The sequence below is a fragment of the Amycolatopsis sp. CA-161197 genome (assembly GCF_050942255.1).
Classification (GTDB): Bacteria; Actinomycetota; Actinomycetes; order Mycobacteriales; family Pseudonocardiaceae; genus Amycolatopsis.
Map to the genome: position 1 here is coordinate 3,255,133 of NZ_CP192059.1, position 19,590 is coordinate 3,274,722.

18 protein-coding genes are annotated in these 19,590 nt (G+C 71.6%); 8 read left to right on the top strand and 10 right to left on the bottom strand.

Going from position 1 to position 19,590, the window contains the following annotated elements:
* Positions 1–64 precede the first annotated feature (64 nt).
* The 3 genes from ACQPXB_RS15585 to ACQPXB_RS15595 are packed head-to-tail and all read right to left on the bottom strand — an operon-like array spanning position 65 to position 2,269.
* Positions 65–676, bottom strand: a complete 612-nt coding sequence (locus ACQPXB_RS15585) for a class I SAM-dependent methyltransferase (protein WP_432852546.1) — start codon at positions 674–676, stop codon at positions 65–67.
* Positions 673–1,233 carry a TetR/AcrR family transcriptional regulator gene (locus ACQPXB_RS15590; RefSeq protein ID WP_366586154.1) on the bottom strand — a complete coding sequence of 187 codons (561 nt, stop codon included), beginning with the start codon at positions 1,231–1,233 and terminating at the stop codon, positions 673–675. Before ACQPXB_RS15590 ends, ACQPXB_RS15585 begins: the two co-directional genes overlap by 4 nt.
* Before the next feature lie 40 nt (positions 1,234–1,273).
* Positions 1,274–2,269, bottom strand: a complete 996-nt coding sequence (locus tag ACQPXB_RS15595) for a LacI family DNA-binding transcriptional regulator (protein ID WP_366586152.1) — start codon at positions 2,267–2,269, stop codon at positions 1,274–1,276.
* 181 nt (positions 2,270–2,450) lie between these two features.
* Between ACQPXB_RS15595 and ACQPXB_RS15600 the strand changes: the two genes are divergently transcribed.
* From ACQPXB_RS15600 to ACQPXB_RS15610, 3 genes are read left to right on the top strand one after another with little or no spacing between them, the layout of a single operon-like run.
* Positions 2,451–3,020, top strand: a complete 570-nt coding sequence (locus ACQPXB_RS15600) for an NADPH-dependent FMN reductase (RefSeq protein ID WP_432852550.1) — start codon at positions 2,451–2,453, stop codon at positions 3,018–3,020.
* A 27-nt stretch (positions 3,021–3,047) separates the two neighbouring features.
* On the top strand, positions 3,048–4,031 hold the full coding sequence (locus tag ACQPXB_RS15605) for an ATP-binding cassette domain-containing protein (protein ID WP_366586148.1): 984 nt from the start codon (positions 3,048–3,050) through the stop codon (positions 4,029–4,031).
* On the top strand, positions 4,028–4,873 hold the full coding sequence (locus ACQPXB_RS15610; protein ID WP_366586146.1) for an ABC transporter permease: 846 nt from the start codon (positions 4,028–4,030) through the stop codon (positions 4,871–4,873). Before ACQPXB_RS15605 ends, ACQPXB_RS15610 begins: the two co-directional genes overlap by 4 nt.
* 284 nt (positions 4,874–5,157) lie before the next feature.
* On the opposite strand, the gene ACQPXB_RS15615 is transcribed toward ACQPXB_RS15610, so the two are convergent.
* A complete protein-coding gene (locus ACQPXB_RS15615) occupies positions 5,158–8,220 on the bottom strand; it encodes an ATP-binding protein (RefSeq protein WP_432852555.1) in 3,063 nt (1,020 codons plus the stop codon).
* A 158-nt stretch (positions 8,221–8,378) separates the two neighbouring features.
* On the opposite strand from ACQPXB_RS15615, the gene ACQPXB_RS15620 reads away from it, so the two are divergent.
* On the top strand, positions 8,379–9,653 hold the full coding sequence (locus tag ACQPXB_RS15620) for a cytochrome P450 (protein WP_386951729.1): 1,275 nt from the start codon (positions 8,379–8,381) through the stop codon (positions 9,651–9,653).
* Between the two features lie 357 nt (positions 9,654–10,010).
* On the opposite strand, the gene ACQPXB_RS15625 is transcribed toward ACQPXB_RS15620, so the two are convergent.
* Positions 10,011–10,640 (bottom strand): alpha-ketoglutarate-dependent dioxygenase AlkB, encoded by a 630-nt coding sequence (locus ACQPXB_RS15625; protein WP_432852558.1) that lies wholly within the window; start codon positions 10,638–10,640, stop codon positions 10,011–10,013.
* A 110-nt stretch (positions 10,641–10,750) separates the two neighbouring features.
* Between ACQPXB_RS15625 and ACQPXB_RS15630 the strand changes: the two genes are divergently transcribed.
* A complete protein-coding gene (locus ACQPXB_RS15630; protein WP_366586136.1) occupies positions 10,751–11,797 on the top strand; it encodes an alcohol dehydrogenase catalytic domain-containing protein in 1,047 nt (348 codons plus the stop codon).
* Here the strand turns inward: ACQPXB_RS15630 and ACQPXB_RS15635 are convergent.
* Positions 11,781–12,377 (bottom strand): winged helix-turn-helix domain-containing protein, encoded by a 597-nt coding sequence (locus ACQPXB_RS15635; protein WP_366586134.1) that lies wholly within the window; start codon positions 12,375–12,377, stop codon positions 11,781–11,783. The two genes, ACQPXB_RS15630 and ACQPXB_RS15635, sit on opposite strands and share 17 nt — an antisense overlap.
* Before the next feature lie 155 nt (positions 12,378–12,532).
* Here ACQPXB_RS15635 and ACQPXB_RS15640 point away from each other — a divergent pair, with 155 nt between their 5' ends.
* Positions 12,533–13,138 (top strand): hypothetical protein, encoded by a 606-nt coding sequence (locus ACQPXB_RS15640; protein ID WP_432852562.1) that lies wholly within the window; start codon positions 12,533–12,535, stop codon positions 13,136–13,138.
* A 22-nt stretch (positions 13,139–13,160) separates the two neighbouring features.
* Here the strand turns inward: ACQPXB_RS15640 and ACQPXB_RS15645 are convergent, their stop codons facing one another.
* Together ACQPXB_RS15645 and ACQPXB_RS15650 are read right to left on the bottom strand one after the other, a co-directional pair.
* Positions 13,161–14,102, bottom strand: a complete 942-nt coding sequence (locus ACQPXB_RS15645; RefSeq protein ID WP_432852565.1) for an RluA family pseudouridine synthase — start codon at positions 14,100–14,102, stop codon at positions 13,161–13,163.
* A 59-nt stretch (positions 14,103–14,161) separates the two neighbouring features.
* Positions 14,162–14,554, bottom strand: a complete 393-nt coding sequence (locus tag ACQPXB_RS15650) for a DUF5313 domain-containing protein (RefSeq protein ID WP_366586130.1) — start codon at positions 14,552–14,554, stop codon at positions 14,162–14,164.
* Between the two features lie 115 nt (positions 14,555–14,669).
* On the opposite strand from ACQPXB_RS15650, the gene ACQPXB_RS15655 reads away from it, so the two are divergent.
* Positions 14,670–15,113, top strand: coding sequence for a MarR family winged helix-turn-helix transcriptional regulator (locus ACQPXB_RS15655; protein ID WP_366586128.1), 444 nt, complete (start codon positions 14,670–14,672; stop codon positions 15,111–15,113).
* Between the two features lie 4 nt (positions 15,114–15,117).
* Here the strand turns inward: ACQPXB_RS15655 and ACQPXB_RS15660 are convergent, their stop codons facing one another.
* The gene (locus tag ACQPXB_RS15660; RefSeq protein ID WP_432852569.1) at positions 15,118–15,639 is read right to left on the bottom strand and encodes a YceI family protein; all 522 of its coding nucleotides are present in this window, start codon (positions 15,637–15,639) and stop codon (positions 15,118–15,120) included.
* Positions 15,636–16,238: a hypothetical protein gene (locus tag ACQPXB_RS15665; RefSeq protein WP_432852572.1), complete on the bottom strand. Its 603-nt coding sequence runs from the start codon at positions 16,236–16,238 to the stop codon at positions 15,636–15,638. Before ACQPXB_RS15665 ends, ACQPXB_RS15660 begins: the two co-directional genes overlap by 4 nt.
* 119 nt (positions 16,239–16,357) lie before the next feature.
* Here ACQPXB_RS15665 and ACQPXB_RS15670 point away from each other — a divergent pair, with 119 nt between their 5' ends.
* Entirely contained in the window at positions 16,358–19,102 is a 2,745-nt protein-coding gene (locus tag ACQPXB_RS15670) for an ATP-binding protein (protein ID WP_432852575.1), read from the top strand.
* Positions 19,103–19,590 lie beyond the last annotated feature (488 nt).

Here is a 19,590-nt window from a genome sequence, read left to right on the forward strand (position 1 = left end):
CCCCGACCCGGCACACCTTCGGGTACCCACGTCCGGAGGGTCGGTGCCGTTTCGGTGCCGCCCCTCAGGCGTTTCCGGGCTTGCGCAACCGGAGAGCGGTGACGAAATGCAGTCCCGCCAAGCGGAAGACGGTCGCTTGGCCGGCGAAGTCGAGGCCGGCGTTGTGGGCCAGTGCGACGACGTCCTCGACGCTTTCCGTGCGGTTGCGGCGCGGCAGGAGGCGGGCGGCAACGCGTAGCCAGCCTCGCGTGAAGTGTTCCGCCACGACCGCCGTGCCGCCGGGAGTGAGGACGCGGTGGATTTCCGCGAGGCCCCGGGCGGGGTCGGCCCAGTGGTGGAACGACGTCGTCGACAGCACCAGGTCGAAGTGCTCGGCCGGGAAGGGGAGAGCCTCCGCGGTGCCGATGGAAAGTTCGGCCGGGAAAGGCTTTTCCCGTGCCCGTGCGAGCATCCGGGCCGCGGGGTCCACACCGGACAAAGCGGCGTCCGGGAAACGGGCGTGGACCAGCGCGAGCAGTTCGCCGGTGCCGGCGCCCACGTCCAGGACCGAACCCGGCGCGTCAGGGGTGGCGAAGGAAAGCGTCGCGCGGTGGACGGCGCCGAAGAAGCCCTGCAGGGCCGGCTTGTCGTAGGTGTCGGCACGGGCGTCGAAGCGGCCGACGTCGTGGTAGGTCATGGTGCTCCGATCGTGGTGATCAAGGCGGCGGAGGCGGCGTCGATGGCGGCGGCGACCGTCTCCCCGGAAGCCGGGCGGCCGGCGTCGAGCCAGGTGAGGATCGTTTCCACCGAGAGCGTGGTCAACAAGGTCGCGGCCCAGGCCCGGCGTGCCGGGTCGGGGATTTCCGCCGGCAGCGCCGATTCCGCGACCAGGGAGCTGCGCGAGCGGAAGTCGGCCGCCCATTCGCTGAACTCCGGCTCGCGTGCGACGTGGCGGAACAGCAGGCGGAAGCCGTCCGGGTCGGCGGCCGCCGCGGAGACCGCCGCGCGCACCGGGTCGGGACGGTCCGACGTGGCCGCGCGCAGGCGGTCGCGGACGTCGTCGAGGACGGCGCGGTACAGGTCGGGCTTGCCGGCGAAGTGGCGGTAGATGATCGTCGCCGTGACGCCGGACTCGCGGGCCACCAGCTCGATGGTGGTGGCCGCGTATCCGTCGCGAGCGAAGGCCGTGCGCGCCGCGGCGAGGATCTGCGCGCGGCGTTCGGCGCGGGGCAGGAGCTTGCGGCCAGTGTCCACGAGAGTGTTTATAGCTCTCTGTACACTCCGGTGTAAACAGTTATCGCCGAACGCGCGTCGACTCCCGCACCACCAGCTCCGGCGTGAAGACCTCTTCGCGGTGCGGCGGCGGGTTCTCGTCCGTCTCCGCGAGCAGCTGCTCGGCGGCCGTGCGCCCGAGCCGGAACGCGGGCTGGCGCACGGACGTGAGCGGGACGGCCGCCGCGCCCGCGAACTCGATGTCGTCGTAGCCGACGATGGCCATCTCGTCGGGCACGCGCACGCCGGCGCCGACCATCGCCTGCAGCACGCCGAGGGCGAGCAGGTCGTTGGCGCAGAACACGGCCGTCGGCCGGGGGCTCATGCCGAGCAGGCGCGCGCCCGCGTCGCGGCCCGACGCGACGTCGAGGCCGATCGCTTCGACCACCGACAACTGCGCGCCCGAGCCGGTGAGCACGGAACGCACGCCGGCGTCGCGGTCACGGCACTGCGTGAGGATGGTGGGACCGTTCACGAACCCGATGTGCCGGTGCCCGGTCTCCAGCAGGTGCCGCGCGGCCAGCGCGCCACCGGCGACGTCGTCGACGGACACAGAGCTGGCCTCGTCGGCGGGCACTTTGCGGTCCACGAACACGTACGGGATCCCGCTGCGCCGGAAGGCCTGCATCGCGTCGCCCGCGGTGTCGACCGGGCTCAGCAGCACGCCGCGCACCCGCTGCTCGGCGAGCATCGCGAGGTACGACGCCTCGGTCTCCACCCGCTGCCCGCTGTTGCACGTGATGATGTTGATCCCCTGCGCGTGGGCGGCTTCCTCGGCGCCGCGCGCGACGTCGACGAAAAACGGGTTCCCGAGGTCGAGCACGAGCAGCGCCATGATCCGCGAACGCCCCGCCCGCAGCTGCCGCGCGGACTCGTCGCGCACGTACCCCAGCTCCTGGATGACCGACAGCACCCGGTTGCGCGTGGCCGTCGCGACGACGTGCGGCCGATTGACCACATTGGACACTGTGCCGATCGAAACGCCCGCGCGCTTCGCGACGTCCTTGATGCCGACCACGGCCCTCCCTCGCCCCTTGGGACGGCCAGCCTAACACGATGATGAAACGTTTCAACGGTGCGCGGGTGCCGTGTGGCTCGTGGGGTCGGTGATCCCGATCTACGGGCTGCACCCGTTCCTCGCCTGACGTCTGCCAGATTCGATCTGGCGGCGGCTCGCGCGGATCTGGCGCCTCCACTGTGTGCAGGAGAAGCTGCGGGTGGCCGTGGTCGTCGCCAGCACCCGGGAGGGCCGGGTGGGCGGCGGCGTCGGCCGGTGGTTCGTCGAGCGGGCCGGTGGGCGCACCGGGCTGGACCTCGACGTGGTCGACCTCGCCGACTTCGCGATCCCGACGTGCTACCCCGCGCGGCCGACGCCGGCGATGGCCGGGTTCGCGCGGCGGATCGCGGCGGCGGAGGCGTACGTGGTCGTCACGCCGGAGTACAACCGCAGCTTCCCGGCGTCGCTGAAGCAGGCCATCGACTGCGCGTACGACGAGTGGCGGGCGAAGCCGGTCGGGTTCGTCTCCTACGGCTACCGCGCCGCCGGCCGGTACGCGGTTGAGCAGCTTCGCGGGGTGTTCACCGAGCTGCACACGGCGACGTTGCGCGACGCGGTGTGCCTCGACCTGCTCGAAGGCCGCGTCGCCGACGGCGGGTTCCGGCCCGATCCGGAGCGCTACGCGCACGCCGTGACGACGTTGCTCGACGAGCTCGTCTGGTGGGGGCTCGCCCTGCGCGACGGGCGGCGGGCGCGGCCGTATTGCGCGTGAACCGACTGTGACGGGGAAAGGACAGACATGAGCAGTGCCACCGCCGAGCCGGCGATCGAGACCGCCGGGCTCGTGAAGGTGTTCGGGGAGACCCGGGCAGTCGACGGCATCGACCTCGTGGTGCCCGCCGGCACCGTCTACGGCGTCCTCGGCCCCAACGGCGCGGGCAAGACGACGGCCGTGCGGATGCTGGCGACGCTGACCAGACCCGACGGGGGCGAGGCACGGGTGTTCGGCAAGGACGTGGTGCGGGACGCCGATGCCGTGCGCAGCCGGGTGAGCCTCACGGGGCAGTACGCGTCGGTCGACGAGGATCTCACCGGGACCGAGAACCTCGTGATGCTGGCTCGGTTGCTGGGGCATCGCAAACCCGCGGCGCGGTCGCGGGCGGCGCAGCTGCTGGAGGCGTTCGGGTTGACCGACGCGGCGGCGCGTCAGGTGAAGAACTACTCGGGTGGGATGCGGCGCCGGCTGGACATCGCGGCGAGCATTCTCAACACGCCCGATCTGCTGTTCCTCGACGAGCCGACGACCGGGCTGGATCCCCGTAGCCGCAACCAGGTGTGGGACATCGTGCGGGCGATCGTCGCGCAGGGGACGACGGTGCTGCTGACCACGCAGTACCTCGACGAGGCCGATCAGCTGGCGTCGCGGATCGCGGTGATCGATCACGGGAAGGTGATCGCGGAGGGGACCAAGGGGGAGCTGAAGGCCTCCGTGGGGGTGGGGGCAGTGCACCTTCGGTTGCGTGATTCCGACCAGCGTGCGGCTGCCGCTGAAGTACTGGGGCGCACGCTCGACGCGGCTGTGCAGTTGGAACCGGATCCGGTGGCGTTGACGGCGCGGCTGTCGGCCGATGCGCATCTCGGTGCGGCGGATCGGGCGTCGCGCGCGTTGGCGGAGCTGGCTCGGGCGGGGATCACGGTGGACACGTTTTCCCTGGGGCAGCCGAGTCTTGACGAGGTGTTCTTGGCTTTGACCGATCGTCCGGCTGAGGAGGTGGCGGTGTGACGACTGTACGTGAGGCTGATGTCGAGTTGGCGGCGCCGAAGGTCGAGGATTTGGCGGCGTTGCTGGTGGCGGTGGAGCGGCCGCCGCGGCCCAGCGCGTTGTCCACGTCCATCACGTTCGGGCGGCGGGCGGTGCTGAAGATCAAGCACGTCCCGGAGCAGCTGTTCGACGTGACGGCGTTTCCGATCATGATGACGTTGATGTTCACGTATTTGTTCGGTGGGGCGTTGGCGGGCTCGCCTTCGCAGTATCTGCAGTTTTTCCTGCCGGGGATTTTGGCGTCGAGTGTTGTGATGATCACGATGTATACCGGGTTGGCTGTCAACACGGATATCGAGAAGGGGGTGTTTGACCGGTTTCGGACGTTGCCGATTTGGCGACCGTCGGCGATGGTGGGGTATTTGCTGGGGGACGCGCTGCGGTATGTGATCGCGTCCGTGGTGATCATGGTGGTGGGGTTGATTCTGGGGTTCCGGCCGCCTGGCGGGTTCGGGGGTGTGGTGGCCGGGGTTGTGCTGCTGCTGGTGTTTTCTTTCGGGCTGTCGTGGGTGTGGACGATGTTCGGGTTGTTGCTGAGGTCGGAGAAGTCGGTGATGGGGGTGAGCATGATGGTGATCATGCCGCTGACTTTTCTGTCCAATGTGTATGTGGATCCGTCGACCATGCCGGGGTGGTTGCAGGTTTTTGTGGAACTGAATCCCATCACCCAGCTGGTGAGCGGGGTCCGGTCGATGATGGCCGGGGCGTGGGACTTCGGGGCGATCATGTGGACGTTGATCGCGGCCGGGGCCCTGACGGTGGTGTTCGGGACGTGGACTATGCGGTTGTACAACCGGAAGTGAAGTGCTCGGCGCGCGGACCGCACCATTGCGTTCGAGGAAGTGTGGTGGGGCACCCCGATTTTCGAGTGTCACTACGGTCTGGACCGGTTGTCAAGGCGGGAAAGCGTACCTTGACAACCGGTCCAGACCGTGTGGGGCAAAAGAATCGGGGGCCGGCCGGGGGAAGGGTGCGGGGAGGGGTTGGGGGAGTTTCACCCGCGTTGCCGGGTGGGGGTTGGTGAGGGGCAAGAGAACGTCGGGGTGGGTTGTGTGGGCGGCCGGCGGTGTGGGTGCGCTGTGCGGGGTTACAGGCGCCAGGGGGTCGGGGCCGGCGGGTGGTAGGAGCAGCTCGAGCCGGTGGTGATCGTGGCGTGGAGGTGGTCGGCGAGGGTGGGGTGGAGGTCGGCCAGTTTGCGGATGGCGTCGCGGATGCGGGCGGTGACGGCTTTGCGCGCGCGTTCGGATTCGTCGCCCAGGCGGCGGGTGCGGCCGGCGAGGCCGGAGGAGGTGCGGAGTTCCGTGAGGAGGGCGGCGCGTTCGGTGTCGAGGGTGGCGGCGCGGGTGTCGTCGCCGAGGGTGGTGGCGTGGTCGATGGCGGCGTCGAGTTCGGTGAGGCGGTGGCGGTAGGCGGCTTTGGCGGTGTCGTCGAGGAGGGGGTCGCCGGTGTAGGAGGGAACGACCGGAGCCTCGGGGGAGAAGAGGCGGACGGCCGGGACGTCGGTGCCGGGGCGGCCGAGGAGGAAGTGGAGGTCGCGCAGGCCTTTGGAATCGGGGACACGGGTTTCTTGGCCGGCGTAGCGGAGGCACCAGACGGAATCGGTGCGGCGGAACTCGTTGGGGGGTAACGGTTCCGTTCGCGCTGAACGGACGCGGGCAGGGATGTGGTGCAGGCCGAGTGACGTCGCTTCGGCGGTGACGGTGTCGAAGAGTTCCGCCGCACGAGTGGGGTCGCCGAGGTTCTGGTAGGCGGTGGCGAGGTGGCTGCGGGCTTCGATCGACCACGGGCGGGCGCGAAGGCGGTCGGCGGAGCGGGCGGCGGCTGTGAACAGGTCGACGGCGAGGTCGTGGTCGCCCAGGGTGGCGGCGAGGAGGCCGGTCCAGAGGTCGACGGGACCGCTCAGATCGCAGCCGTACAAGGAAACCAGCCATTCGCCGGAGTACGGGGCGAGCTCGGCCAGCAGGCGTTCGGCGGCGGGGCGGTCGCCCAGGACGGCGGCGGCCTGGGCCTGGCAGCGCAGCCAGAGCGGGGTGAACTCGCGGGAGTACGGGGCTTCCGCCGTGGCCTCGGCGAGTAGCGCGCGCGTGGCGGCGGCGTCGCCGGCGTGGGCGGCGGCGAGGGCGCGCAGGAGGCCGGGGTGGGAGTGGCCGGCGTCGCTCATGCGGGCGGGCAGGTCGGCCAGCTCGGCGAAACGGCCTTGCAGCAGCAAGGTGCTCCAGCGCAGCTGGTCGCCCATGAAGCCGAACTCGCGTTCGCTCAGGCCGAGGTGGGCGTCGAGCGCTTGCTGCAGCGCGGCGTCCGACTCGGCGAAGCGGCCGTGCAGGGCGCAGATGATGCTGCGGTCGATTTTCGCGGCGAGTTCGGCGCCGCGCAGGCCGCTGTTTTCCGTCAGGGCCTGGAAGGAGCGGAACTGCTCCAGGTAACGCGGGTCGCCCTGTTCGAGCAGGGCGACCCATTTCAGCGACGACGCGAAGTATTCGTTTTCGCGGTCACCGGTGCGGCGGGCGACGGCCGCGAGCTCGTCGGTCAAGCGTTCGCGTTCGGCGCCGCTGCCGGGGCCCCAGATGGCGTCGTGGCGGGCCCACAGGGAGAAGGCGAGTGCGTGGTCGTCTTCGTCGTCGCGGGCGAGCATGGCGGCGCGGGCCGTCAGCTCGAGTGTGACGCGGTCGAGGGACAGCTGTTCGGCCGGCGTTCCCGCGCAGAGGCGGCGGTGGGCTTCCAGCAGCAGACCCGACACGAGCTCGTGGCGGGCCCCGCCCGGGTCGACGCGGGCGAGGGTGAGGCCGGCGCGCGCGAGCAGCTCGGCGTCGTCGAGTTCGCGGACGGCCGCGACGGCGCCTTCGAAGTGCTCCCAAGCCTCGTCCTTGTCGTCGACGCGCCACAGCAGCGTGCCCAGTTCCAGCTCCACGACCGCGCGCGTCCGCACGGTCGGCGCGCGGTCCAGCGCGCGCCGCAGGTGACCGATCGACTCCTCGATGGCGAGGCGCGCGCTCGCGTCCCGGGCCGCCGCCAGCAGCAGCTCGACGGTGCGGGCCGGCTCGACGAGGGCGCCCGCCAGGTAGGCGTGCCGGGCACGTTCGGCGGGGCCGATCAGGTCGGAGCCGGCGACGGCCGCGTGGCGGCGGGCCGCGCCTTCGGCGCCGAGGCCGGCGTAGCGCGATTCGCGGACGAGGTCGTGGGCGAACGCGAAGCGGCCTTCGCCGAGCGCGACCACGAGCCGCGCCGCGACGGCCTGGCCGAGCAGGTGGTCGACCTGCGGCACCGGCGCGGCGGCGACCGCGGCCAGCAAGTGCAGGGAGAACTCCCGGCCGAGCACGGCGGCGTCGCTCAGCAAGTCCGCCACCTGGGCCGGCAGCAGCGACAGCCGCCGCTGCAACGCGTCGGCCACGCCCGGCGCGACGGCCGAGACCGGGCTGCCGCTGCGCCAGAGGCGGGCGGTCTGCTCGACGAAAAACGGGTTGCCGCCGGTGCGGCGGTGCACGTCGGCGGCCAGCTCGGCGCCCGGGTCCGTGCCCGCGGTGCGGCCCATCAGCTCGGCGACCTGCGCGGGGTCGAGGCCGGTGAGCGTGACCGTGGTGGCCTTCGCGACGAGCGGCAGCACGAGCTGGTGCAACGGGTGGCCGGGCGCCTCGACCTCGACGTCCCGGTAAGTGCCGATCAGCAGCAGCCGCTCGAACCACGTGTGGCGCGCGGCGAAGTCGAGCAGGCGCAGCGAAGCGGGGTCGGCCCAGTGCAGGTCGTCGAGGACCACGACCACGGGCCGGTCGTGCGAGAGCGTGATGAGCGCGCTCGTGACGGCGTCGTGCAGCCGGAACGCGTCGCCGGGTTCGGGGGATTCGCCGAGCAGCGCCGAGAGCGTCGCCGAATCGGCGGCGGCCCACTCGTGCGGCTCCGCGGCCCGGCGCAGCGCGCGCACGACCTGCACCCACGGCCAGTAACCGGGCGCGCTGCCCGACTCCCAGCACGTGCCGGCAAGAACGAGCGCGCCGCGTTCGCGGGCCTCGTCGGCCAAGCCGGTGACGAGCGTGGTCTTGCCGATGCCGGCCTCGCCCGTGACCAGCACCAGGCCTCCGTGGCTCGCGGTCGCACGCGCCAGCTCCGCGCGCAACACCGAGGCGGGGTGCTCCCGTCCGATGAGCGCCGCAGTCATGTCCGTTTCCTCCGGGTTCTTGAGCCGAGCTTCTCACGGCCCGGCGTCGTTCGTCGCGCCCATTCTGGACGGCGGCACCGACAATCTCCGGGTGAACCGCAGGTGACAGCTGTCTCCGCCCGGATCACCCGAACGGCGGGTGGGGTAGTGTCGCCGCCATGGGGAGTCTCCGCTCGCGTGTCCTCGCCTGGGCCGGTCGCCGGTACATCGCCCGGCAGCAGAAAAAGGGTTTCGACCTCGAGAAGATGGCATTTCTGCCCGACTCCGCGCTGGAACCGCTGCGGCGCGTCGGGCTCGACCCCGTGCCGTCGCTGGGACAGCGCCGGGAAGAGGCGCCCATCAGCAAGCTCGACCTGCCGTTCGGCATGAACGCTTGGCTTGTGACCGGCTACGAGGAGTCGAAGGCCGTCCTCGGCAAGGTCTCGGAGTTCAGCAACGACTTCACGAACCTCGTCGGCAACGCGGGCGTGACCGAGGACCAGAACCCGGGCGGGCTGGGCTTCGCCGACCCGCCGGTGCACTCGCGGCTGCGCAAGCTGCTGACGCCGGAGTTCACCATGCGCCGGCTCAACCGCCTCACGCCGCGCATCGACGAGATCGTGAACGAACAGCTCGACGCGATGGCCGCCGCCGAGGGGCCCGTGGACCTGTGGGAGGCGTTCGCGCTCCCGATCCCTTCGCTCACGATCTGCGAGCTGCTCGGGGTGTCCTATGAGGACCGCGCCGACTTCCAGCGCCTGAGCACGGCGCGCTTCGACCTCTTCGGCGGCGCGGGCGCGTCGCTCGGCGCGATCTCGGAGTCGCTGACGTACCTGCTCGACATCGTCAAGAAGCAGCGCGAACAGCCGGGCGACGGCCTGCTCGGCATGCTCATCAAGGAACACGGCGACGAGATCGACGACCTCGAGCTCGCGGGCCTCGCCGACGGCGTGCTGACGGGCGGCCTCGAAACCACCGCCAGCATGCTCGCCCTCGGCGCCCTGGTGCTGCTGCGCGACCCCGCCGCGTTCGACGCCGTCCGCGGCGACGACGACTCCGTGCACCGGTTCGTGGAGGAGCTGCTGCGCTACCTCACCGTGGTGCAGATGGCCTTCCCGCGCTTCGCCAAGGAAGACATGGACGTCGCGGGCGTCCACATCGGCAAGGGCGACATCGTGCTCGTCTCCCTGTCCGTCGCCAACCGCGACGCCACCCTCGGCACCGACATGGAACGCTTCGACCCCAAACGCGACCCGTCCTCCCACCTGGCCTTCGGCTACGGCATCCACCGCTGCATCGGCGCGGAACTCGCCCGCATGGAACTGCGCACGGCCTACCCGGCCCTGGTGAAGCGATTCCCGGACCTGCGCCTCGCCGTCTCCCCGGACGAACTGGCCTTCCGCAAGGTCTCGATCGTCTACGGCCTCGACTCACTGCCGGTTCTGGTCCGCTGACGCCAGGCCGCGCCGAGGGGCGGTCTCTCGGTGTGCTTCGACGAAGAACGGCTTCAGGCGGCGCTTTTCCGCCGCTTCGGCTGACCGGCGAACGGTTCACGCGCGCGGTTGTCGGACTACAGCAGCGCTACGGGGACACCTGCGAGAACTGATGTCTCCGGTGCTTCTCGCGGCCGGCTTCGCCGAGCCTATGGGGAGGTCGGGTGGCGCGGTCGTCCGTTCGCCGACGGCCGGTCTCGTAGGCGGACCGTTCACGTAGGGCAGGGGCGGTGCCGTCGGCCGACCGTTCGCGGCCGTCGCCCTCGCCGGGAACCCCGTGGCGCGCACGGGACTTCTCCCACCCGGCCGGCCAACCGACTAACGCACCCCCTTCGGCCTGAACTGGATGCTGATCCGCGGCCCCACGCCCTTGCCGGTCTTCGGGATCGCGTGTTCCCAGGTGCGCTGGCAGGAGCCGCCCATGACGATGAGGTCGCCGTGGCCCAGGGGGTAGCGGTGGGATTCGCCGCCGCCGCGGGGGCGGAGGGCCAGGTGGCGGGCGGTGCCCACCGACAGGATCGCGACCATGGTGTCTTCGGAGCTGCCGCGGCCGATGGTGTCGCCGTGCCAGGCGACGCTGTCGCGGCCGTCGCGGTAATAACACAGACCGGCGGTGCGGAAGGGTTCGCCGAGTTCGGCGGCGTAGTGCGCGGAGAGCACGTCGCGGGCAGCGCTGAGCAGGGGGTGCGGCAGTGTTTCGCCTTCGCGGTAGAAGCAGAGCAGGCGCGGCACGGCGACGACGCGGTCGTACATCTGCCGCTGTTCCGCGTGCCACGGGACGTCCTCGGCCAGGTGCGTGAAAATCTCGTCGGACCCCGACAGCCAGCCCGGCAGCACGTCGACCCACGCGCCGCGGCCGAGGTCGGTGCGCCGGATTCCTGTGAGGGGGCCCAAAGCAGCGCCTTCGAAGCCGGACCCGAAGAGCGATCCCTGAAGTGCGTGACTCATGCCCCCACCGTACACGACGATCGAACACCTGTTCGGGTGTCTGAATTTGAGACCGGCGGCGCCGCGGACCCGTCGTAGCGTCGAAGGTCGGTCCCGACCCGGAGGTGGCGATGAAGGCACTGGTGTACCACGGACCCGGAAACAAGGCGTGGGAAGACGTTCCCGACGCGACGATCCAAGAGGTGACCGACGTAGTGGTGAAGGTGGACACCACCACGATCTGCGGCACCGACCTCCACATCCTCCACGGCGACGTCGCCGCGGTCACCGACGGCCGCATCCTCGGCCACGAAGCCGTCGGCACGGTCACGGCCGTCGGCGACGCGGTGGGCAGCTTCAAAGTCGGCGACCGGGTGCTCGTGCCGGCTGTCACGCGCTGCGGCCGCTGCGACTACTGCCAGCGGGGCATGCCCTCGCACTGTCGCACGGTCGGCGGCGTCGGCTGGATCTTCGGGCACCTCATCGACGGCACCCAGGCCGAGTACGTCCGCGTGCCCTTCGCGGACACCTCGCTCTACCACGTGCCCGCCGAGGTCACGGACGAGCAGGCCATCTTCCTCGCCGACTCCCTGCCCACCGGTTACGAGGTCGGCGTGCTCGCGGGCGAGGTGCGCCCGGGTGACACGGTGGCCGTCGTCGGTTCCGGCGCGGTCGGGCTCGCGGCGATCCTGACCACGGGCCTGTGGGGCGCGTCGAAGGTGATCGCCATCGACGCCAACAAGTTCCGCCTCGAGAAGGCCCTCGAGTTCGGCGCGACGGACACCGTCGCCGTCGGACCCGACACCGTCGCGGAGGTCCTCGCGCACACCGACGGGCTCGGAGTCGACGTCGCCATCGAAGCCGTCGGCTACCCCGAGACCCTGCAGACCGCGGCCGCGCTCGTGCGGCCCGGCGGGCACGTCGCGAACATCGGCGTGCACGGCGTGGGTGTCGAACTTCCCATGCAGGACCTGTGGATCCGCAACATCACGCTCACCATGGGGCTCGTCGACACCGTGTCCATCCCGACGCTGCTGAAGATGGTCGCGAGCGGCCGCATCCCCGCGGAGAAGATGGGCACGCACACGTTCACCTTCGACCAGCTCGACCAGGCCTACGACGTGTTCGGCAACGCCGCCGACCACCAGGCGCTGAAGGTGATCATCCAGCCGGCGTAGGCGGATCGGCCGGCTTCGGGTGCGCGGTGACCACCAGGCGGTGCGTCCGCGCACCCGGAGCTGATTCGTCGTGATAACGCGAGACGAGCCCCGCCACGAGCGTGGTCAGCTCGTCGGTGAACGCCGCCCGCTCGCGCGCCGAGCGGAACGCGATTTCCGTGTCCAGCGCCAAAGTCGGCAGCGGTTTGCCGGCGCGCGCGGCGCGGCGCACGAGCCCCGCGACCTCGCGCACGGTCCGGCCCGCGACGGCCAGCAGGTAGGCCGAGGAGAGCCGGTCGGGTTCCATCGCCGACGTGCCGGCGTCGCCGAGCGCGGCGGGGGAGACCTGGTACGACGCGGCCGTGGCGGCGAAGAGGCGTTCGGTCAGCCCGCCCCACTGCCGCTCGCCCGCGGGCTCGATGAGGCCGTGGGACTCCAGTGCGCGCAGGTGGTAGTTCACCTTCTGGCGTGTGAGCCCGACGCGCGTGGCGAGCGAGGCCGCCGACGCGGGTTCGGCCAGCGCCGCCAGCAGGCGCGCGCGGACCGGGTCCAGCGCGGCCGCCGCCGCGGCCGGGTCCTCGATCACCTCGACGTCCTGCATTCGCCGAGCCAAGCATTGACAAACAAAGCTGTCAAGAGTCGCGAATCCGGCTCTTGTCTGTTTTCGCCCGTGCTCGCACAGTGATCACCCAGGTTCGACGCAGTGGTCTGAACCTGTCCCACTACCGCCGCCCTGAGTTGTACGGAGGTTGGCAAGTGCGAGGAAGACTACGCCTCGGTGGGGTGCTCGCGGGGGTCGTGTGCGGGCTCGCGGTGGTGGCTCCGGTGGCCAGTGCGCAGGTCGGCACCGGTCCGTGGAACTCGTGGTCGCCCGGGTTCTCCGAACAGGAGCGCGGGTGCGGGCAGATCAACGGGCTCACGTTCCAGCTCACCTGCTCCACGGGCAGCGGCGACCAGCGCGCCGAGCGCCGCTACGACACCTACACCGGCGGCACGCACCAGTTCGAGGGTTCCTTCAAGGTCACCAGCATGAGCGGCACACGCATCAGCGTGAAGCAGACCTTCCGCGACGGGTCGAACGCCGGCCCGTACTTCCTGCTGGCGGTGGAAAAGGGCGGCCGGATGTACGCGGTGGAGGGCGGTCAGACGCTCGCCGGCGGCGCCACCGTGGGCACGTCCGTGCGGGTCAACACCATCAACCAGGTGGGCAGCACGCACAAGGTGTACATCAACGGCTCGCTCAAGCAGACGATCGACAGCCCGAGTGGTAGTTATTACGACAAATTCGGTTCGTATCGCACCAGCAGCGGTGCGGGACCGATCACCGTGCAGTGGAGCGGTGTGAAGTTCTGGACGAAGTGAGTTCGGCGCGGCGTCCTCGGCCTCAGCGAGCCGGGGGCGCCGCCCACTCGTCCGGCGAGTGCCACGCCGTCAGCCGCAGGGAACTGGTGAACCGGCGGTGCTCGCCGGTCACGGGGTCGTCGAACTCGAGCACTTTGGCCAGCAGCTGCAACGGTTTCGTGAAGTCGTCGAGCGGCTTTTCCGTCAGCACGGGGTAGAAGTCGTCACCGAGGATCGGGATGCCGAGGCCCGCCAGGTGCACCCGCAGCTGGTGCGTGCGGCCGGTGGCGGGCAGCAGGCGGTAGCGGCCGAGCCCGTCGCGGTGTTCGAGAAGTTCCACGCGGGTTTCGGCGTTCACCGGCCCCTCGATCTCCTGCGCCGCAAGCACTCCGCGTTCCTTGACGATGTGGCTGCGGACCGTGCGCGGCAGCTCCAGCGTGGGATCGTACGGTGCGATCGCTTCGTATTCTTTCCGCACGCGTCGGTCGCGGAACATCGTTTGGTACTTTCCGCGCACTTCCGGTGTGATCACGAACATCACCAGCCCCGCGGTCACGCGGTCGAGCCGGTGCGCGGGCGACAACGCCGGCAGATCCAGGTCGCGCCGCAGCCGCACGAGCGCGGTTTCGAGGATGTGCTTGCCGCGGGGGATCGTGGCGAGGAAGTGGGGTTTGTCGACCACCAGCAGGTGTTCGTCGCGGTGCACGACAGTGATGTCGAACGGCACCGGCACCTCGTCGGGCAGGTCGCGGTGGAACCAGATGAACGAGCCGGGCACGAACGCCGCGTCGACCCCGAGCGGCCCGTCGAGGCCGAAGATGCGTTCCTCGCGCAGCATCTGCTCGATCCGCACCGGGTCCAGCCGCGGCAGCCGCTCCACGAGGTGCTCCAGCAACGTGGCCCACGGGCCTTCGTCGGGCATCCTCAGCCGCGCCGGGTCGAGCCCGTGGCGCGGCGGCAGCGGGCCGCGAAGCTTGCGTCTCATCGGACGCCGACTCTAGTCGTGCTCCGGTCGTGGGCCCGCGGCACCGCTGCCGGGAGCGGTCACTCGCCCGTGTTCTGGCGGTAGATCGCGATGTAGCGCGCCTTCGCCTCGGCGTCGGCGGCTTCGGCGGCCTCGCGGCGGATGCGCTTGCCCGTGCCGGGAGGGAAGCCGTTGCGCGTGAGGCGGTGCTCGATGCTCTCCTCCATGTACACCGACGAGTAGAAGTACGCGACCAGCGCGGCCATGAGCACGATCGCGAGCCGCAGCGCCAGCGGGCCCGGCAGCAGCAGCCACACGAGGCACAGCGGGATGAGGCCCACGGAACTGCGCAGCACGTGCCGCGCCTTCCAGTGCTTCGACGTCGTGTCGTGCAGGATCCAGTCCCGGTAGCGTTCGGGCAGCCGCCCGCCCACTGCGTACCAGAACCAGCGGAAGACTCCTGGACGGTTCATCACGCCTCCTTGTCGGCTACCAGTAGAGTACACTAATCATTAGTGCGCTAATCGATGAGGTAGCCGAGGACACACCCGGAGCGGTTAGGGTGGCCCGGACCAGGAGGAGGACCCCGTGGCAGAGATCGACTTGGGCGACGACCCGCTGAAGCTCGACCGCCAGGTGTGCTTCGCGCTGTCGGTTGCCTCGCGCAGCGTCATCGCGGTCTACCGGCCCCTGCTGGAGCCGTACGGGCTGACACACCCGCAGTACCTCGTGATGCTCGCGCTGTGGGAGAAAGCCCCGAGGTCGGTGAAGGACCTCGGGGCCGCGCTGCGCCACGAACCCGCGACGCTGTCTCCGCTGCTGAAGCGCCTCGAAGCGATGGGTTACGTCACCCGTGGCCGCAAGGCCTCCGACGAGCGGCAGCTCACCGTCGAGCTCACGGAGAAGGGCCGCGCGCTGCGGGCCGAGGCCGAGAAGATCCCGTACCGCGTGGTCGAGACGCTCGGCATGGAGGTCTCCGAGCTGGAGGCCCTCCACGCCGCGTTGGGTCGCGTGATCGAAGCGACCGGCTGAGCGCTCAGTGCGGTGCCACGAGCACCGCGTCGATGCCGATTTCCAGGTAGCGCCCGACGATCGCGCGCGGCGCGCCCATGCCGAGCGGTGCCCGGTCGAGCGTCGCGCGGGCCTGGACGCGCACCGAGCCGCGGCCGGTGTCGGCGGGCTGTTCCACGGTGAGCGTGAGCGGGCACGTGGTGCCGCGCAGGCTCAGGAACCCTTGCGCCGTCCAGCCTTCCGGGCCGGTGCTGATGTCGCCGGACGCGAAGGTCATCGTCGGTTCCGCGGCGCAGTCGAGCCACTGGGCCTTCTGCAGGTCGCGGTCGCGGCGGCGGTTGCCCGTGTCGATCGCGGACAGGTCGAGCTCCGCGCGCAGGGCGGTCGGCGTGCCGGCGGCGTTCACGTGCACCGTCGCGGACCGGACGGGGATCGTGCCGTGCACGAGGTGGAAACCGAGCTTGCGCACGGTGAACGTGGCCGACGTCCGTCCGGTGTGGACGGTCCAGGTGCCGGGACGCAGACGGGTGGTGGTGGGGGTGCTCATCGGGTACCTCCGGTGGTGACGGATGCGGGCAGGGTGTGGTGGAAAACGCGGTGCAGGTCGATCCGCTCGGGACCGGTGAGCAGCGCCGGGTCCTCGCCCGGCAGCAGCTCGGTGTTCAGGACGGCTTTCTGGACGGCTTCGATCGCGGCGACGGATTCGGCGAACCCGAGCACGAGCCCCGCGCCGTCTTCGGCCCGCAGCACGAACACGGGGCCGATGCCCGGCACCTGCCGGGCGGCGGGCCAGATGCGCTCGCGGCCGGCGAAGTCCTCGGCACGGACCTGTGCCTCGTCGCGCGGACCGGCGAACCGGCTGGCCTGGGCGTAGCGCGGCGAGCCGGGGGCGAACTCGGCGGAGACGACTTCGTAGACGTCGGTGTCGAGCCACGTGGTGCCGGGGCCGGTGTGCGCGGCGGCTTCGTTCGCCGACGCGGCGTCGGGCCAGAACGCGACGGCCGCGCCGAGTACGCCGGCGACCTGGCCGAGCACGCACCCGCCGAGGGGCGCCGGGCCGGGGTGCAGGTCCGCGGCGAGGGCCCGCCCCCAGTCGCCGCTCTCGTCGGCGGCGGTGCGCCGGAACTGGTGGACGGTGGCGTACATGCTGCTCCTTCGGCCTGGGGTGGGAAGTTCGACGAGGTCCACCTTCGGCGGCGCGGGCGTTGCGGACATCAGTGCCAGTACGCAGACGGACCACTGAAACCGGGCGCATACTGGCCTGCGTGACAGGCTCCGTGCCGTTCGTCGGCCGGGCCGGGGTGCTCGCCGACCTGCGCGGCCGGTTCGCGGCCGGTGCGGCGGGCACGGGTGCCCTGGTGCTCCTCGGCGGGCCCGCCGGCATCGGCAAGACCACGCTCGCCGAGGCCGCCACCGAGGGCCTCGCCACCGTGTGGGGCCGCTGCGTGGACGATCCCGGGGCGCCACCGCTGTGGCCGTGGCGGCGCGTGCTCTCGGCCCTGCCCACGGCGGGCGCCGAGGTCGCCCGCGCCGTCGCCGACCTGGACGGACCCGCTGGTACGGACCTCGTCGCGGCGCGGTTCCGGCTCGTCGCCACGGCGGCCGACGCCCTCGTCGCCGCGGCCGAGCCCGGTGGTCTCGTGGTAGTGCTGGAGGACCTGCACTGGGCCGACGAGGCGTCGTTGCGGCTGCTGCGCCACCTCGCGGGGGAGCTGCGCCGCTCCCGGCTGGTGGTGCTCGCGACCTACCGCGACACCGGCCCCACGCTCGACGAGACGTTGCCCGAACTCCTCGGCGGCCCCGCCACGCACGCCGTGACGGTCGCGCCGCTGGCCGAGCCGGATGTGCGCAGGTACCTCACCGAGGTGGCCGGCGCGGCCGTCGGCGACGCCGAGGTGCGCGACGCGCTGCGCCGCTCCGGCGGCAATCCCCTGTACCTGCGCGCGGTCGCGCGGTCGGCCGGGTCCGGCGGCGGACGCGCCGAGCTGCGCCACCTCGTGCGGACGTCGGTGGCCGGGCTCGCGCCGGAGGTCCGGGAGCTGGTCGCGGTGGCGGCGGTGCTGGGGGAGGAGGTGGACTGCGGCGTGGTCGCCGACGTCGCGGGCCGGCCGGCCGCCGAGGTCGTGCCGCTGCTGGACGACGTCGTGCGCGCAGGGGTGCTCGTGCCCGTCGCGGCCGGGCGGCGCCGGTTCGCCCACGCCGTGGTGCGCGACGGCGTCTACGAGGACCTCGACCAGGGCGTTCGCGAGGCCCTGCACGCCCAGGCGGCGCGGGCGCTGACGCCGCGAGCCGAAGCCGATCCCGCCCACGCCGGGGTGGTCGCGGTGCACTGGCTGCGGTCGGCCGCCGACCCGGTGACCCTGGGCCGCGCCGCAGACTGGGCCGTGGTCGCCGCGCGCGAGGCGACGCGCGCGCTGGCTTTCGCCGAGGCGGCAAGGTTTCTGACCTTCGCCGTGGATGCGCGACGGCGAGCGGGCCGGACCGACGGGTTCGCCGAGCTGCTCGTCGACCTCGCCACGGCGGAGTACCGCTCGGGCCGCTTCGGCCCGGCCCTCGACCACGCGGAGCAGGCGGCCGAGCGCGCGGAAACTCCGGAGACGTTCGCCGCCGCGGCCCTCGTCGTGCGCGACCTCTCGGCGCCGGAACTGTTGCCGCGGCTGGGAAAACTCGCCGACACGGCCCTCGGCGCACAACTGCCCGACGCCCTTCGCGCCCGGCTGCTCGCGCAGGCTGCGTCGGTCGCCGCCGACGTCGGGCACACCGACGAGGCCCGCCGGCTGGCCGACGAAGCGCTCGCGCTCGCCGAACGCGGCACCGACGACGAGGCCCTGCTCGACGCCGTGCGCGCGCGGTTCAAGGTCCTCCCGATCGAGCTGCCGCTCGACGCCCGCCTGCGGCTCGGCTCCCTGGCCGTGCGCTTCGGGGACCGGCAGCCGCTTTCCGCGCTGTGGGGCCACAAGTGGCGCATCGACGCCGCGCTCGAGACCGGGGCGATGGCCGTGGTCGACCACGAGATCACGGCCGTCACGGCGCTCGCGGCGACGACCCGGCTGCCCTTGGTCCGCTGGCACGACCTGCGGCTGCGCACGTCGCTGCTCGCGTTCCGCGGCGCGTTCGCCGAGGCGCGTGAGCTGAACCGGCAGGCCAGGGAACTGGCCCAGGGCGAGCTGGCGGACGATCGCTCGGCGCTCGGCATGTCGTCCGCGTTCAGCCTGCAGCTCGCGCTCGTGACCGGTGACGTCTCCGAGATCGACGAGCACTACGACGACGTGCTCGCTACCGTGCCGACCCTGCCCATCGCGGTGGTGTCGCGGCCGCTTGTGCACGTCGTCCTCGGCGAGCGCGAGGCGGCGCTCGCGGGGTACGAGGCCGTGCGCCACCTCGCGCGCCAGGACGGCTTCGACCTGCGGTCCAGCGGCGTGGGGCCGAACCTGGTGGTGCTGGTGGAGGCGTTCGGCGACGTCGAGACGGCCCGCTTCCTCGAGCCCGTGCTGCGGGCCGACGAGCACGTGCTCTCAGGCGGCGCGGGCGTGTACTGCAGCGACTGCGGCACGAGCTGGGCGGCCCGTCTCGCCGTGGTGCTCGGCCGGCCCGAGGAAGCCGCGCGGCTGTTCGAGACCACGATCGCCGCGAACGTCCGGGTCGGCGCCCGCCCCTTCGTCGCGCAGAACCGCCTGCGGCTGGCCACGGTGCTCGCCACCCTCGGCGAGACCGGCAAGGCGCGCTCCCTGGCGCGCCAGGCCCTCGACGAAGCGCGCCGGCTCGTGATGCCGGGCCCGGTGGTCACGGCCCAGGCACTGCTGGCCCGGTTGAGCACGACCGGCCCGCTGACTCCGCGCGAACGCGAGATCGCCGGCCTCGTCGCCGACGGCCTGGCGAACCGCGCGATCGCCGAGCAGCTCGTGCTGTCGGAACGCACGGTGGAAAGCCACGTCCGCAGCATCCTGGCCAAACTCGCCCTGGCCAACCGCACCGAGATCGCCGCCTGGACCCACCGCGGCGGTGGATAACCAACCACCCCGCCACTTCGGCCGCCCTTGCCAGCTCACCCATTACCGCCCAACCTTGCCCACTTATTCTTGCCCGCTCACTCCCTGCCCACCCACGACCAACTGCACATTCCCACCCAACCCCACCCTGCCGAGGCGACACACCGCGAGATCGCGCCGGCTTCCGGATGGGGCGGTGCGATCGGCCCCCGGCCGATCCGACCGCCCCATCCGGAAGCCGGCTCAAAGGCGATCTCGCACGCCCCGGCGGAGCCGGGGCCAAAGACTCAGCGATCTCGCACGCCCCGGCGGAGCCGGGGCAATATATACAGCTCTTGTATGCCCGTCTTCCAGGATGAGCGGGCGCGGAATCCGGCCGGCGTGGACACCGGCCGCCGCGAGCAGAAGGCCTCCTTCCGGCCCCCATCCGGGAGGGGGCCTTCGTCTTGCGGGCATACCGGGCGGTCCCGAGGGCGTTGCGCACAGGGACGGCTGCGGAAGGAGCACGG